The organism is Halomonas sp. MCCC 1A11062 (assembly GCF_021404355.1).
Taxonomy (GTDB): Bacteria; Pseudomonadota; Gammaproteobacteria; order Pseudomonadales; family Halomonadaceae; genus Halomonas; species Halomonas aerodenitrificans.
The window spans coordinates 1-14,179 of sequence record NZ_JABFTW010000015.1 but is presented as its reverse complement, the minus strand read 5'-3'; the positions used below and the strand labels follow the sequence as shown (position 1 = coordinate 14,179).

The window sequence follows — 14,179 nt, the reverse complement described above, 5'->3', positions numbered from 1 at the left end:
CTCAATCTCTCCATGACTCATGCAGCATAGCCGAGCCAGGCCGCCTATCGATGTCTCTTCGAGCGGCTAGACACTCACCAACCTCCCGCTCAGTAACGGCTTTCGGCTCTCAATTCCTCCTCGACGGGCCTTACCTCGATGGTGCCAAGTCGCGCTGACGGCCAGCCGGCAGCAATCTCCAGGGCTTCCTCTTCTGACGCGACCTCGATCAGGAAGAAACCGCCTAGCTGCTCCTTGGTCTCGGCAAAGGGCCCATCGGTCATGGTGAGTTCGTCATTACGAACTCTCAGAGTGTGAGCCTTGGTGGCGCTCTGCAAGGCGTTGGTCAGGACCAGCTTGCCTCGTTTCTGCAGGTCGTCCACATAATCCAGGGTTTCCTGTAGTAGCTCATGCCACTGGGCTTCCGTCATTTCGCTGAATATTCGCTCTTCCTCATAGGCGAGACAGAGGTACTTCATGGGAGACCCTCATGTTGGGAATGCCGACCCGTAGAAGATGGCGCACGGGCTGGACCGGCGCAATGGAAGGACGAAGAGACCTCAAAGGCTGACCAACCTAGCCCGGCTGGTGCCGTTGCCGAGCGGCTCGACTTGAATCTGCACAGGGATTCTTTCATGCATTTCCTGCACGTGGGAGATCACCCCGACGCGGCGGCCCAGGGCTTGCAGGCCGTCGAGCGCTTCCATGGCCAGCGCCAGCGACTGCGGGTCGAGGCTGCCGAAGCCTTCGTCGATGAACAGCGACTCGATGGTGAGTTCGCCCGAGGCCATGGAGGCGAGTCCCAGGGCCAGGGCCAGCGAGACGAGGAAGGTCTCGCCGCCGGAGAGCGAGTGTACCGAGCGGCGCTCGTCGCCCATGTCGTGGTCCACCACCAGCAGGCCCAGCTCGCTGCCGCCGCGGGCCAGCCGGTAGCGGCGGCTGAGATTGGCCAGATGGGCGTTGGCGTGCTCCAGCAGCTGCTCCAGGTTGTAGGCCTGGGCAATGCGGCGAAACGCCTTACCGTCTGCGGAGCCGATCAGTTCGCTGATGCGCCCCCAGCGGACCTGTTCGGCACGGGCGGCTTCCAGCTCGGCCTGGCCCTGCTGCTGGCGCAGACGCCGACGGTCGTCGTCGCGCAGGGCGTGAACGGCATCGTCACGCACCTGCTGCGCTTCCGCCAGCTCGGGCTGTAGCGCCGTTTGCTGGGCGTCCAGCGTTTCCCTTAGGCCGGCGATGCGGGCTTCGACCGCTTCGCTCAGCAGTTCGGCCTCGCTGTCGGCCAGTGCCCGCTCGCGGCGGTGTTCGAGCAGGGAATGACGGCGCTCGGTGAGACTGGCCTCAGTGCGCTGGCGTGCCTCGTCGGCATCGGCAAGCTCACGCTCCTGGCGGGCGGTCTCGTCCTCGGGTTGCGCCAACAGCCGCGCCAGGGTGGCGTCGTCCAACTGTGGATGCGCGTGGCGCCACTCGGCCAGCCGAGCATCCAGCGTGACCCGCTCCTGACGGAGCCCTTCGATGCGCTCGGCCTCGTGGCTGGCCTGCTGGGTGAGCCGGGCCTGCTCGCGTTCGGCGCCGTGGCAGCGCTCGATGGCCTGGTCGCGCTCACGGCGGGCGGACTCCTGGCTGGCTTCCAGCCGCTGCTGCCAGGCGTCGGCCGAGGCGTGCTCGCCGAGCAGGGCCTGGAGCCGCTCGGTAAGTGTCTTTCGCTCCTGGCGCAGGGGCGGTAGCTGGGCGTCGAGCTGGGCCTGCGTTTCTTTCAGCGTGGCGCTGCGGGCCTCGTGCTGGGCGCGTTCGAGCTCGCCCTGGCGCAGGGCCTCTTCCAGCGGGTTCAGCTCCGCCTCGGCGCGGGCCAGCTCCTGGAGCGCATGCTCGGCCCGTTCACGCTCGGTGGCGCTATGCCGCCGCTGGTGAGCGAGCCATGCCTCACGCTCCTCAGGCGCAACGTCGGCCAGCTCTGCGTGCAGGGAATGTCCGCTCAAGGCCTGCCGGGCCTGGGTCAGTCTCTCGTCTGCCTGCTGTAGCTCCTGTCGGCCGCGTGTGATCGACGCCAGCGCGGCGCGGTACTCGCCCTCGAGCTCGCTGCGTGCCAGTTGGGCCTGCTCGAAGGCCTGTCTGGCCTCGGCCAGCTGTGCGTCTTCCTGCTCCTGCTGGGCGGCGAGCTGGGCCGCCTCTGGGGTGGCTGGCGGCCGCTGGCGGAAGGGGTGGTCGTGGCCGCCGCAAACTGGGCAGGGCTCGCCTTCCCGCAGCGTTTCGCGCAGCCGTGCCACGCTCTCGCTGCGAGCGGCACGGCTGCGCTCGATGAAATCGCGCAGGGTGGCGTAACGCCGCTCGCTGTCGTCGAGCCGCTCACGGGCGGCCTTGCCCTGAATGGTCAGTTCGGCCTGCCGCTTCTCATCCGCGGCCAGGCGCTCGTTAAAGTGGCGCTGGGCAAGCTCGGCCCGCAGCGACTCCTGCCAGCGGCTGGCCAGTTCATCCAGTTCCAGCCCGCGGCGGGCGGCGTGGTCGTGGGTCTGTTGTGCCGCCTGGCGGGCAGCATCGAGCCGCTCATGGCTGCCCATCAGTTGGCGCAGGGTGGTCTGCCATTCGTCGCGCCGGCGTTGCAGTTCGTGCAGCCTGGCCGCGGTGGCCCGATGCTGCTGGTCAAGAGTCTTTGCCTGCTGGCGGCAGCTCTGATGACGGGATTCGAGCTCGGCCAGCTGGCGCTCCAGGGTAGCCAGCGCCTGGGCGTGTTCGCGCGCCTCGCGCAGGCTCGGTTCGGCCTGCTGGCGGGCCTGGCTGGCGGCTTCCAACTGGCGAGCGGCCTGATCCCGGGACTGCTCTGCCTGGGTTTGCAGGGTGCGGGCCTGCTCGAGGGCTGCCTGCGTCTGCCGGTGGGCCTGCTCCAAGGCGGCGATTTCATCCGGCAGCGCGGCCTGGCGCAGCAGGTGATGGCGCTGGGGCGCAAGCAGGCGGCGGCAGTCGCGGTCGGCCCGGGCTGCGGCCATTGCCTGCCAGCGTGTTTCGGCATCGCGCTGCTGGCGAATCCCCTCGGCGTAGGCCTGGCGCAGCCGTTCGTCGGCGCCATGCCACTGTCGCTGGGCGTCGAGCTCCTTGGCCTGTTGCTGCAGGCCGTTCAAGGCCTGTTCGGCGTTTTCGGCCTGGCGTTCCAGCGCGCTGCGGGCCTCGGGCTCGGCGGGCAGGTCATCGGCGAGCTTCGTCTGCAGGGCATCGACGTGTCGCTTGGCCGTGATCGCCCGCCGGTAGGCGGCTTCGGAGATTCGCGAATACTCGGCGGTGCCGGTGAGCCGTTCCAGCAGGTCGCTGCGCTCGTTGTCATCGGCCTTGAGGAAGGCGGCGAACTCGCTCTGGGCCAGCAGCACGGCGCGGGTGAACTGATCGAAGGTCAGCCCCAGGCGTTCCGGCAGCAGCTCGGCGAACTCGCGCTTCTGGGCGGTGAGCAGGCGCTCGTCGTCGAGATCGGTGAGCGACTGTTCTACCGCTTGTAGACGGCCGCTGGCCTTCTCGCGGGCACGGCGCACGGCCCAGCGCGCGCGGTAACGACGCCCATCGCGACCGAGAAAGTCGACTTCGGCGTAGCCGCCGGCAGTGCCGCGGCGCAGCAGGGTGCGCGGGTCGGCGGTGCTCACCGTCTCGCCTTCCACGTCGGGCAGCGGTGCATCGCGACCGGGAGCCTGGCGCAGCCGTGGGGTGCTGCCGTAGAGGGCCAGGCACAGGGCGTCGAGCAGGGTGCTCTTGCCGGCGCCGGTGGGGCCGGTAATGGCGAACAGGCCGGCATCGCTGAGCGGTGGCGCGGTGAAGTCGAGCTCCAGCGGGCCGGGCATGGAGGCGAGGTTGGCCAGGCGCAGGGCGAGAATCTTCATGGGCGAGGCTCCCCGCTACGCGGCTCTTCATGGGTGTCGAGCACGTCCTGCAGCAGCTGATCGAAGTCGGCCAGCACATCGTCGCCGGGGGGCTCGCCCCACTGTTTTTCCCAGGTGCGCTGGAAGAGCTTTCTCGGCCCCAGCTGTTCCAGATCGACTCGCTCCGGCATGCCATCGGCAGCCTGCTGAGGCAGGCGCCGCTCCAGGCGCAGCAGACGCACGGTCTTGCCGTCGAGGGCCGCTTCCACCCGGGCGCGCAGGTCGGGCACCGGGGCGGTGAGCGCAACGCGCACTTCCAGCCAGGGCCACCGTTCGCGCGGCAGGGAGGGGGCGTGGGGCAGTGCTTCGAGTTCGGCCAGTACCTCGTCGAGCTCGCCGGGGCCGACACGATTCATGGCCACGGGGCGTGGCACGGCAATCGCTTCCACCTGGGCGGGGCTTTCGCCTTCCAGTACCGCCTCCACCACCTGATGAGGGTAATTCACCTCGCTGAAGTCCAGCGGCAGAGGACTGCCGCTGTAGCGGATGCGCGCCTCGCCCACCTGCTGGGCGCGATGCAGATGACCCAGCGCCACGTAGGCGATGTCGGCGGGAAAGAGCCCGGCGGAGATCGACTCCTCGCCGCCAATGACGATGGGCCGCTCGCTGGCCTCGGAAACGGCGGCACCGTGCAGGTGGGCGTGGCTCATGGCCACCAGCGCCTGACCGGGCGCGCGCCGCTTGCGGGCGGCGTCGATCAACTGCTCGTGCACCCGGGAAATGCCGGCAACGTAGTCGTTGCGTGGCTTGTCGCTGAGCGGTTCGCCTTCGTTGGCTTCTGCAGGGGCCAGGCCATGGCCGGTGACCTCGGCGGGGCGCAGGAAGGGCAGCGCCAGGCACCAGGCGCGGGTTTCGCCATGGGCGTCGGTGAGCGGTACCAGCAGGCGTTCGGCGTCGAGGCTGCCGTCGTCGAGCCAGCACACCCGGCCCAGGGCGTGGGTGCGCAGCCGGCGCATCAGCGGCGCCGGTAGCTCGATCCGATTGCCGCTGTCGTGGTTGCCGGCAATCAGCACGATGTCCAGTGCCGGCAGGCGCTCGTGGGCGCTGACGATGAAGTCGTAGAGCAGTGCCTGGGCGGCAAGCGAGGGATTGACCACGTCGAAGACGTCGCCGGCGACGAGCAGGGCGTCGGCCTCGCGTGCGACGAGGGTGTCGAGCAGCCAGTCGAGAAAGAGCCGGTGTTCGGCATGACGCTCCTGGCCGTGGAAGGTCTGGCCCAGATGCCAGTCGGCGGTGTGGATCAGCTTGAGCACGGTATCCCTCGTCGTCGGTTCTGCGCCGATGATACACGAAGCCATCGCCGCGCCGTCGTACCGCCTGGTCTTGGGAAGTGCCCTGTGACCGCCTACACTGCGGAACAGTTTACGTTGCAAGGATGCCAAGGATGACGCCACTGCATGAATGGACCCCCACGCCGGAGAAGGCCATCGCGCTGCAGCGCGAGCTGGCCCCACGCATCGAGCGCGAGGACCGCCTGGTTCCGGTGTGCCATATCGCCGGGGTCGACATCGGCTTCGAGGAGAACGGTGAGATCACCCGGGCGGCGGTGGTGGTGCTGGCCTGGCCCGGCGATCCCATGGTCGGCTTTGAGGTGGTGGAGCAAGTGGTGCACCGCGAGCCGACCCGCATGCCCTACATTCCGGGGCTGCTCTCCTTCCGCGAGATTCCCGCGGCGCTGGCGGCCTTCGACAGACTCGCCACACGGCCCGAGCTGGTGATGGTCGACGGCCAGGGCATCGCCCATCCGCGCCGTCTCGGCGTGGCCTCGCACCTGGGGCTGTGGCTCGACCTGCCCACCATCGGCGTGGCCAAGTCGCGACTCTGTGGTGTGCATGACGAGGTACCGGAGGCGCGCGGCGAATGGACGCCGCTGCGCCATCGCGGCGAGACGATCGGCGCGGTGCTGCGCACCCGGTTGGGCGTCAAGCCGGTGTTCGTCTCACTGGGGCATCGCATCAGCCTCGCGACCTCGCTCGACTGGGTGGCGAAGTGCCTGGGCCGCACCAAGCTGCCGGAGCCCACGCGGCTGGCCGACAGGCTCGCCTCGCGACGCGGGCCCATGCTGCGACCGGCGGATTGAGCCACGCTGCGTGCGGGCTCGGGTATACTGCCAGGCCATTTTTTGCCGACGAGGCCCATCATGCCCGACACCCTGACGCCCGCCTGCGCTGCCACTCGTGATTGGGTCGAGGGCTTCGTCGTGGCCCACAACGTCTGCCCCTTCGCCCGCCGCGAGCTGGTGGGGGAGACCATCCGTTTCGTCGAGGTGGTGGCAAGCGAATGGGAGCCCGCCCTCGAGGCGTTCATCGCAGAGTGCCGCCGTCTCGACGCCTCGGCTGCCATCGAGACGACGCTGCTGGTGCTGCGCCCGGGCCTCGAGGACTTCGACGACTATCTCGACTTTCTCGCCGTGGCCGAGGCGCTGCTGGTCGAGCAGGGCTATGAAGGCACCTACCAGCTGGCCAGCTTCCACCCCGACTACTGCTTCGACGGCGCCGAAGAGAGCGACCCGGCCAATTTCACCAATCGCTCGCCCTGGCCGATGCTGCACCTGCTGCGTGAGGCGGGGCTGGAGCACGCCCTGACCCACTACCCCGACCCCGAGGCGATTCCCGAACGCAATATCGAACGGATGCGCCAGCTCGGCAGCGAACGCCTGGCCGCCGGGTTGGCGGCGCTGCGTGGCCAGATCCCCGACCGAGACTAGACGATATCCAGCGGCACCTTGCGCCCTGGCGCCGGAAAGGCTTCATCGAGCCGGGCCAGGGCCTCGTCGCTGAGATCGACCTGGAGAGCGGCGGCATTCTGTTCGACGTGCTGCGGCTGCACCGCCTTGGGAATGGCGATGACGTCGCGCCGACCGTTCAGCGGGCGAATGGTCCAGGCCAGCAGCAGCTGGGCGGGGGTGATGCCGAGCTCGTCGGCCACTTCTCTCACCACCGGATGGCCGAACAGATCCTGGCGCAGCTGGCCGGCCTGGGCCAGCGGGCAGTAGGCCATCAGCGGCATGCCGAGGCGCTGCATCAGCGGGCGCAGGGCGTATTCGATGCCCCGCGAACCCAGGTGGTAGAGCACCTGGTTCACCGCACACTCGCTGCCGTCGGGCAGGGCGTTCAGCGTCTCGAGTTCGTCCACGTCGAAGTTGGAAACGCCATAGCGGCGGATCTTGCCCTGTTCGCGCAGCCGTTCGAAGGTTTCCAGGGTCTCCTCCAAGGGGATGCTGCCGGGCCAGTGGAGCAGGTAGAGGTCGAGATGATCGGTGCCCAGGCGCTTCAGGCTGCGCTCGCAGGCGGCCATGGCGCTGTCGCGTCCGGCGTTCCAGGGGTAGACCTTGGAGACCAGGAAGGCCTGGTCGCGACGACCGACCAGGGCTTCGCCGACGACTTCCTCGGCGCCGCCATCGGCATACATCTCGGCGGTGTCGATCAACGTCAGGCCCAGCTCCAGGCCCTGTTGCAGGGCGCGCACCTCGTCGCTTCGCGGTACCAGGCCCTCGCCCATGTACCAGGTACCCTGGCCGATGGCGGGCAGCTCGAGAGCGGGAGCATGGGCGGTGGCGGGCAAGGTCGCGTGAGGGGGACGGTGGTCGGTCATGGTGGGCTCGTAAGTATGTTTTGGAAAATATTTTCAAAAATATTCGCCAAAGAGATGGCGAAGACAAGTCGATGCGCTATGGTGAGGGAGTGGCAGCGTCCCCTGGCGCTGCCGCCGAAGGTATTGCCAGTTCTCCCATCGCAAGGAGTCGACCGAGATGAGCATCAAGAAAACCGGTAGCGCTGTGTGGCAGGGTAGCCTGAAAGAGGGCAAGGGTCAGGTCTCCACCGAGAGCGGTGTACTGAATGACGTGCCCTACAGTTTCGCCAAGCGCTTCGAAGGTGAAGCCGGCTCCAACCCGGAGGAGCTGATCGGCGCGGCACACGCCAGCTGCTACTCCATGGCGCTCTCCATGATCATGGGCGAAGCGGGGCTGACGCCCGAGCGCATTGCCACCGAGGCGGCCGTCACCCTCGAGCAGGACGCCGGCGGCTTCAGCATCAGCAAGATCCACCTCACCACCCGGGTACGCAGCCCGGGGGCCGATGAGCAGGCGTTCCAGGACGCCGCCAACAAGGCCAAGGAGGGGTGCCCGGTGTCCAAGCTGTTCAAGGCCGAGATCACGCTGGACGCCTCATTGGAAAGTTGAGTCGTGCTTCGTGCTGCCGGCGGCCACCCAAGGGTGGCCGCTGTCATGTTCAGGGCATGGTGCGCCGCGCAGCAACGACCAGGGCACGAACCAGTCGCTGCTGAGGGCGGTTGAAGATCAGCCACTCCGGATGCCACTGCACGCCGATCAGGAATTCGTGGTCGCGGGATTCGATTCCCTGCACCAGTCCGTCGCGGTCGCGGGCGACGATCTCGATGCCGCGCCCTGCTTCCTGCACGGCCTGGTGGTGCAGGCTATTGATGCGGCACCAGCTCACCTTGAGGATACGGCGCAGCTGGCTGTTGTCTAGGATGTCCACGGTCTTGCGCGGCAGCACGGTGCGGCGGCGCTTGAGCCCCTCATGGGTGGTGTAGATATCGGGGTCCAGAGTGCCGCCCAGGTGGACGTTGAGCATCTGGGCGCCACGACAGATGCCCAGCACCGGCTTGCCCTGGGGAATGAAGCGCTCCATCAGCTCCAGCTCCAGCTCGTCGCGCTGCGGGTCGAAGCGCACGTCGAGCTGAACCTCGCCGCCGTAGAGATGGGCCTGGATGTCGTCGCCGCCGCCGATGATCAGCCCATCCAGGGCTTCCGGCAGCGGCCGTGAGGGAGAGAGTCGCAGTGGCCGTCCGCCGTGTCGCCACACGGCGAACCAATCGAACCACCAGGCGATGCGACTCTTGTAGTCCGACGTGGTGATGCCGATGAGGGGGCGTGTCATGAGGGTGAGCGGACCTCCTTGATCCAGGTGCGCAACTTCCCTGCCATGCGCGTCATGAGCGATTGCGTGTTGAGACTGACGAAGCGACCGGCTCGCTCGTGCAGCTCCCTGCGGTCGGCGGCGAGCCGTTCGACGGCGACCCAGCGGTTCCATTCCACCACCGCTCCCCAGCCGCGCTGCGAGAGCTGGGCATTGGGCAATCGATAGTGAAAGGTCGGCCTGGGCTTGATCAGAGTGTTGTGAATCAGCGGATCGGGGTAATCGGGGCGCAGGAAGGCGAACAGCGGGTAGAGGTCCAGCTCGCGATTGCGTGTCGGGTTGAAGCCGATGTAATCCGCGATCAGCGTATCCAGATCGGGTGCGTAGTCGGGCGACAGCACCTGGATGGCATAGTGCTTGGGGAAGGGGTTGGCATGCGGCAGCACCTCGCGGGTGATGTCGATGTCGATCTCCTTGCGCAGCCAGGCGGCCATCAGCAGATAGGCCTGCAGCTGACGCAGCAGGTAATCGGTCTCCAGGCTTGCCACCTCGGGGTTGAGATGCAGGCCGAAGCCGTAGAGCAGGCTGGCATCGGTGCCCTTGGCGCCATGGGCATGTAGCGCCGTGAACAGGTTGTCGAGCTTGTCCAGCTCGTTCCATGGCACCGGCGGACAGACGATCTCGGTCGGCACCAGCCCCATGACCACGTCGCCGATCAGCTCGCGAGTCTTGTGATGGAACTCCATGCGCATCTGGTGCCGCTGCCGCTCCCATTCAGTATCGCTGTGTGGGGCCTGTTTGGTCACTCGGGTGTCGGGATGGGCATACTGGGTATCGAGCTCGATGATGAACTCGCCCCAATGGGTATTCACGACCTTGAGACGATGAGGGCTGACCTGCTGTAGCTCGCCGCCGAACAGGTCGCGCACCAGTTCGCCCGTCTGCTGAGGGGGGAGCCCGGCAAACTCGATTTCGACACCGATCCGGCGGGGTTTGCCCTGAACGTTCAGCGGCTCGGGTGGTGATTGCGGCAGCATGAAGGCATCCTGTGCGACTCGAGAGTCTGAACGCCAGCCTAGCACAGAGCGGTGAGAAGCCGTCAGGGACCGATCCTTGTTCTACTGTTGTCCCTAGGCTTGAGTCCCAAGGCTTGGCAGAACGGACAAGGGAGTGTAAGCAATGCCAGTTGGTTTTATCCGAGCGGGGCTTGCCGGTGCCGTGCCGGTCATGATCCGTTTCGGGCTGTTGTTGAGTCTGCTGCTTGCGGCGGGAACGTTGCATGCTCAGACATTGGCCTTCGGCGGGCTGGGCCAGGAAGACCAGGCCCCGGAGGAGACCCACGATGCCGAGTCGTTCCAGCAGTCGCTCAATGAAGTGATCGCGACGCTGGAGGACGAGGAGCGCCGCGGTGCGCTGCTCAGTGAACTGCGCGACATCCAGCAGGCCCACGGTGAGCACGCTGCCGACGACGGTGCCATCCAGCGCCAGGGGCTGCTCGGCGCCTTGGCTGAGACGATCAGCGAGTTCGGTGAGCAGGCCGAGGCGGGTGAGTCGCCGATCGACGACTGGCAGCGTCAACTGGAGCAGGGTTGGGCGGAGTTCAGCGAGCTGATGGTGGATACCGGTACCAATACGCTGGTGCGTTTCGCCATCGACAGCGCCGTGATGCTCGGCATCTGGGCCGGCCTGCTGGTGATCCTGATCGCCCTGGGCAGGCTGCTGTTCAAGCGACGCGAGCTGCCGCTCGACCTGCCGCGCGAGCCGCGTGGCTGGCTGCTGGCGCTGCACTTTTTGCGGCGTATGCTGCCGTGGGCCCTCGCGTTCCTGCTGGTGATGGGTCTGGTGCAGGTGTTGCCACCCAGTCCGGGACGCACCTTGGCCCTGATCGTGGCCTATCTGGCGCTGTGCGGCCGCACGCTCTCCGTGGTGGTGGAGTGCGTGGTCTCGGTCTTCACACGCGGACATCGCTTCCCCGCCGTGTTGCTCCTGCAGCGCAAGGGGCTCAGGATGCTGTTCGTGATCGGCGCCCTGATCGCCCTTGGCGATGCGCTCAATGCGGCACGTCTGTCGCTCATCGTGGGCGAGGAGCTGGCAGCGCTGGGCTCGGTGCTGACCAACATGCTGGCTGCACTGCTCAGCATCCGCTTCATCTTCAAGTTCAAACGCGCCATCCGGCACCTTATCCGCAATCGCTCCTGGCGCGTACGCCGTGAAGGGGGCACCGGCATCGAGCTGGCGCGCATCGTCGGCGAGCTGTGGCACGTGCCGGCGCTGTTGGTCGTGGTGGGGTCGCTGCTGGCCATCTTCGTCACCGTGGGCGACGTGGGGGGCGCCCTGGCGCGCTCGATCGTCTCCGCGGCACTGCTGGTACTGACGCTGGTGATCACCGGGCTGATCCAGCGTCACGGCGAGCGGCGCGGCAAGCGCCGCCGGCTCAGCGAATATCGCCGGCGTCTGGAGCGCTTCGGCTACGCACTCTCCCACGTGGTGGCGTGGATCGTCTTCGCCGAACTGTCGCTGCAGGTGTGGGGCGGCTCGCTGTTCGGCCTGGGCCGCGAGGGGGTGGCCGGCGTTCGGATCGGTCAGGCGCTGCTGGCGCTGGGCTTCACGGTATTGCTGGCCTGGCTGGTATGGATCTTTGCCGATACCGCCATTCAGCGCGCCCTGATGTCTTCCGCCCGCTCGCGAGGGCGGCGCGTCAATCAGGCGCGGGCCCAGACCATCACGCCGATGATTCGCAACGTGATGTTCGCCACCATCGTGATCATCGCCGCCATCGTGGGGCTGGCCAATCTCGGCGTGAACGTCACGCCGCTGCTGGCCGGCGCCGGCGTGATCGGCCTGGCGGTGGGCTTCGGCGCCCAGACCCTGGTGCAGGATCTGATCACCGGCATCTTCATCATCATCGAGGATTCGCTGGCGGTGGACGACTTCGTGCAGATCAACGGCCACATGGGCACCGTCGAGGGGCTGACCCTGCGCACCGTGCGGCTGCGCGACCTGGACGGCATCCTGCACATCATCACCTTCAGTGCCATCCAGTCGATCCACAACATGTCGCGTCATTTCGGCATCGCGCTGATGCGCATCCGCATCCCCCACACCATGAAGATCGACGATGCCATCACCCTGATGCAGGAGACCGCCCAGGAGCTGCGCCAGGACCCGATGATGCGACATCACATCTGGTCGCCGCTGGAGATGCAGGGCATCGACCGCTTCGACGAGGGGGCCGCCGTGCTGCGCATGCGTTTCCGCACCGCACCGGTGATGCAGTGGGACGTGGCGCGCGCCTTCAACCTGCTGCTCAAGCAGCGCATGGAGGCCCAAGGCATCGACCTGGGCATGCCGCGCCTGAGCGTGAGCATGGAGGGCCAGCCGGGCGACCCCATGACGGACGAGCCAGGGCAGAACGATGGCGACCCGACCACCTTGCGCGATGCCAAGGGGCGGGCGCCGGGCGAGGCCGGCATCGCCGATCCCGAGGGGGCGACCAATCCGCTGCGCTCGTCGCCTGACTCCTCATAGCAATGGTCGAGTTTCTCGGCTATCGGGCCGGTCCGCATTGGCGTGCGGATCGGTTTTCCCCGTACTATGAACGTCATACCGCCTTATCCGGGCCTCTGGCACAAGGAGACGGGGCAGCGTGATCACCGTCGAACGCAAGGACAGCTTCCACCTCAAGATTTCCCGCGTGCTGCAGGAGGAAACCTCGCACCGGTTGGATCTGTTCCTGTTCGTTCCCGGCGAACTCGGGCTCAATGAGCACGTCATCTCCGAAGATGCTTTCTACTACAGCGGCATCCACGTCAAGCGCACCTACTACAGCGACAAGCACCACCTGCCGCTGGTGCTCAGCCGCCTGGCCAGCCGCGGCAAGCTCAGCACCGAGCAGTATCGCCTGAGCCTGAGCCTCTATGCCTATCAGTACGTGGTGGCGCTGGAGCGCGCGACCCAGAGCCTGCTCGACACCGCACGCAAGGTGAAGAAGGCCGAAGGCGAGGAGCGGGACGACGCGGGCGAGCCCAGCACCGAGGAGAACAAGAGCCGTGACGAGGAGAGTCGCGAGACGCTCTCCGACCCCACCTCGGTGGGGCTCGAGGAGCGCCTAGAGGAACTCTGCGAGCTGGCCCAGGGCATTCTGCGTCGACTGCGCCGTAACCGGCCCGGCGAGGACAACCTGCTCAAGTACTACGCCAATATCGACAACTACCTTTCCTGGTTCACCGAGCAGCGGCTGCTGGCGCTGTTGGCCCACCTGCCGCGCGGGCGCAACTACCGGGCCATCCGCGAACGCCTGCTGGAAATCGTTCAGGCCGAGAGCGAATACCGCGATCAGGAGGAGTACAACGCCTCGCGGGTGACGCGCGACCCGACGCGGATGTCCAACAAGATGCGGCTGCTGCGTCGCCTCATCGAGTACCCGGTCACCTTGAAGCAGAAGAGCCAGGAGCTGGGCAGCGCGGAGCAGAAGGCGGTGAAGGGGCTCGCCACTGGGCTGGTCATGATCTTCGTCTCGTTGGGGCTGCTCCAGGCGCGCGATGCCTGGGGCAACATCACCGCGCTGTTCGTGCTGGCCATGGCCGTGCTCTATGCCATGCGCGAGGTGTTCAAGGACGATCTGCGCAATACGTTGTGGCGCTGGCTGCGCAAGGGGCGCCCCAAGTGGCGGCGTCAGTACTTCGATGCCACCAGCAATGCCATGGTCGGGCGCCAGCTCGAGTGGTTCGACTACAAGCGCTTCAGCAAGCTCGACGAGCAGATCCAGCGCGTACGCCAACGCAACGTGGCGCAGCGCGAGGAGGTGGTGCTGCACTATCGCTCCAGCTCACGCATGTCGCCGACCCGGTTCCTGAGCGGCTATGAGCAGACCCGCGAAACGCTGTCGTTCGACCTCTCGCAGCTGACCCGCCTGATGGACAAGGGCAGCCACCATGTCTATCGGCTCAAGGACGGCCAGGTCAACAGGGAGTCGGTGGAGAAGCGGCATCTGCTCAACCTGGTGGTGCGGGAAGAGGTCGCTCATGCCGAGCCGATTCTGCAGCGCTGGAAGATCGTGATGAGTCGTTCGCGGATCGTCGATGTGGTCAAGGTGCACCAGGAGGGTGGGGAAAAGCGTGTGGTCGACACGGAAGCCCTCGCCAAGGAAGCATTGAATCTTCATCGCATATGAAGATTTGTCGCGCCGGGATTGCTGTAAGTCAAGATGGCGGGTTGTCTGCTCTGCTACTTTCGGAAATGTAGAAAATTGTGACGCCGAAAAAGTCGGACTAGATTTTAAGCAGGGACCAGCCAGGAGGAGAGTTATCGTCAAATCTGGTGGATGGCGATCAGGCCGCATTCCTGTCTGATTGATCAACCACTTGCTCCCCGTCCTGGAACTTGACGTTGCTGACGACCAGTTCCAGCTTCTGGAAGTGC

General features: G+C 66.6%; 11 protein-coding genes. 5 read left to right on the top strand and 6 right to left on the bottom strand.

From position 1 onward, the window contains the following. Positions 1-89: 89 nt before the first annotated feature. The 3 genes from HOP58_RS15565 to HOP58_RS15555 all read right to left on the bottom strand — a co-directional run bounded on the left by HOP58_RS15565 (position 90) and on the right by HOP58_RS15555 (position 5,128). Entirely contained in the window at positions 90-458 is a 369-nt protein-coding gene (locus HOP58_RS15565) for a YciI family protein (RefSeq protein ID WP_234260819.1), read from the bottom strand. Positions 459-539: 81 nt separating this feature from the next. Next, positions 540-3,836, bottom strand: a complete 3,297-nt coding sequence (locus HOP58_RS15560; protein WP_234260818.1) for an AAA family ATPase — start codon at positions 3,834-3,836, stop codon at positions 540-542. Further along, positions 3,833-5,128, bottom strand: a complete 1,296-nt coding sequence (locus tag HOP58_RS15555) for an exonuclease SbcCD subunit D C-terminal domain-containing protein (RefSeq protein ID WP_234260817.1) — start codon at positions 5,126-5,128, stop codon at positions 3,833-3,835. The genes HOP58_RS15560 and HOP58_RS15555 overlap by 4 nt, the downstream gene beginning before the upstream one ends. Positions 5,129-5,259: 131 nt before the next feature. Between HOP58_RS15555 and nfi the strand changes: the two genes are divergently transcribed. Both nfi and HOP58_RS15545 read left to right on the top strand, forming a co-directional pair. Further along, a complete protein-coding gene (nfi, locus tag HOP58_RS15550) occupies positions 5,260-5,955 on the top strand; it encodes a deoxyribonuclease V (protein ID WP_234260816.1) in 696 nt (231 codons plus the stop codon). Between the two features lie 60 nt (positions 5,956-6,015). Further along, positions 6,016-6,582: a DUF1415 domain-containing protein gene (locus tag HOP58_RS15545; protein ID WP_234260815.1), complete on the top strand. Its 567-nt coding sequence runs from the start codon at positions 6,016-6,018 to the stop codon at positions 6,580-6,582. Here the strand turns inward: HOP58_RS15545 and HOP58_RS15540 are convergent. Continuing rightward, positions 6,579-7,469 (bottom strand): aldo/keto reductase, encoded by an 891-nt coding sequence (locus tag HOP58_RS15540; RefSeq protein WP_234260814.1) that lies wholly within the window; start codon positions 7,467-7,469, stop codon positions 6,579-6,581. The two genes, HOP58_RS15545 and HOP58_RS15540, sit on opposite strands and share 4 nt — an antisense overlap. Positions 7,470-7,626: 157 nt before the next feature. Here HOP58_RS15540 and HOP58_RS15535 point away from each other — a divergent pair, with 157 nt between their 5' ends. Then, a complete protein-coding gene (locus HOP58_RS15535) occupies positions 7,627-8,058 on the top strand; it encodes an OsmC family protein (RefSeq protein ID WP_035591632.1) in 432 nt (143 codons plus the stop codon). A gap of 49 nt (positions 8,059-8,107) precedes the next feature. On the opposite strand, the gene HOP58_RS15530 is transcribed toward HOP58_RS15535, so the two are convergent. Both HOP58_RS15530 and HOP58_RS15525 read right to left on the bottom strand, forming a co-directional pair. Then, positions 8,108-8,779 (bottom strand): type 1 glutamine amidotransferase, encoded by a 672-nt coding sequence (locus tag HOP58_RS15530; RefSeq protein ID WP_234260813.1) that lies wholly within the window; start codon positions 8,777-8,779, stop codon positions 8,108-8,110. Continuing rightward, positions 8,776-9,795, bottom strand: coding sequence for an amidoligase family protein (locus HOP58_RS15525; protein ID WP_010629385.1), 1,020 nt, complete (start codon positions 9,793-9,795; stop codon positions 8,776-8,778). Before HOP58_RS15525 ends, HOP58_RS15530 begins: the two co-directional genes overlap by 4 nt. 142 nt (positions 9,796-9,937) lie before the next feature. Here HOP58_RS15525 and HOP58_RS15520 point away from each other — a divergent pair, with 142 nt between their 5' ends. Next, positions 9,938-12,286 carry a mechanosensitive ion channel domain-containing protein gene (locus HOP58_RS15520; RefSeq protein WP_234260812.1) on the top strand — a complete coding sequence of 783 codons (2,349 nt, stop codon included), beginning with the start codon at positions 9,938-9,940 and terminating at the stop codon, positions 12,284-12,286. A 118-nt stretch (positions 12,287-12,404) separates the two neighbouring features. Then, positions 12,405-13,931 (top strand): hypothetical protein, encoded by a 1,527-nt coding sequence (locus HOP58_RS15515; RefSeq protein WP_234260811.1) that lies wholly within the window; start codon positions 12,405-12,407, stop codon positions 13,929-13,931. Positions 13,932-14,179: the final 248 nt, after the last annotated feature.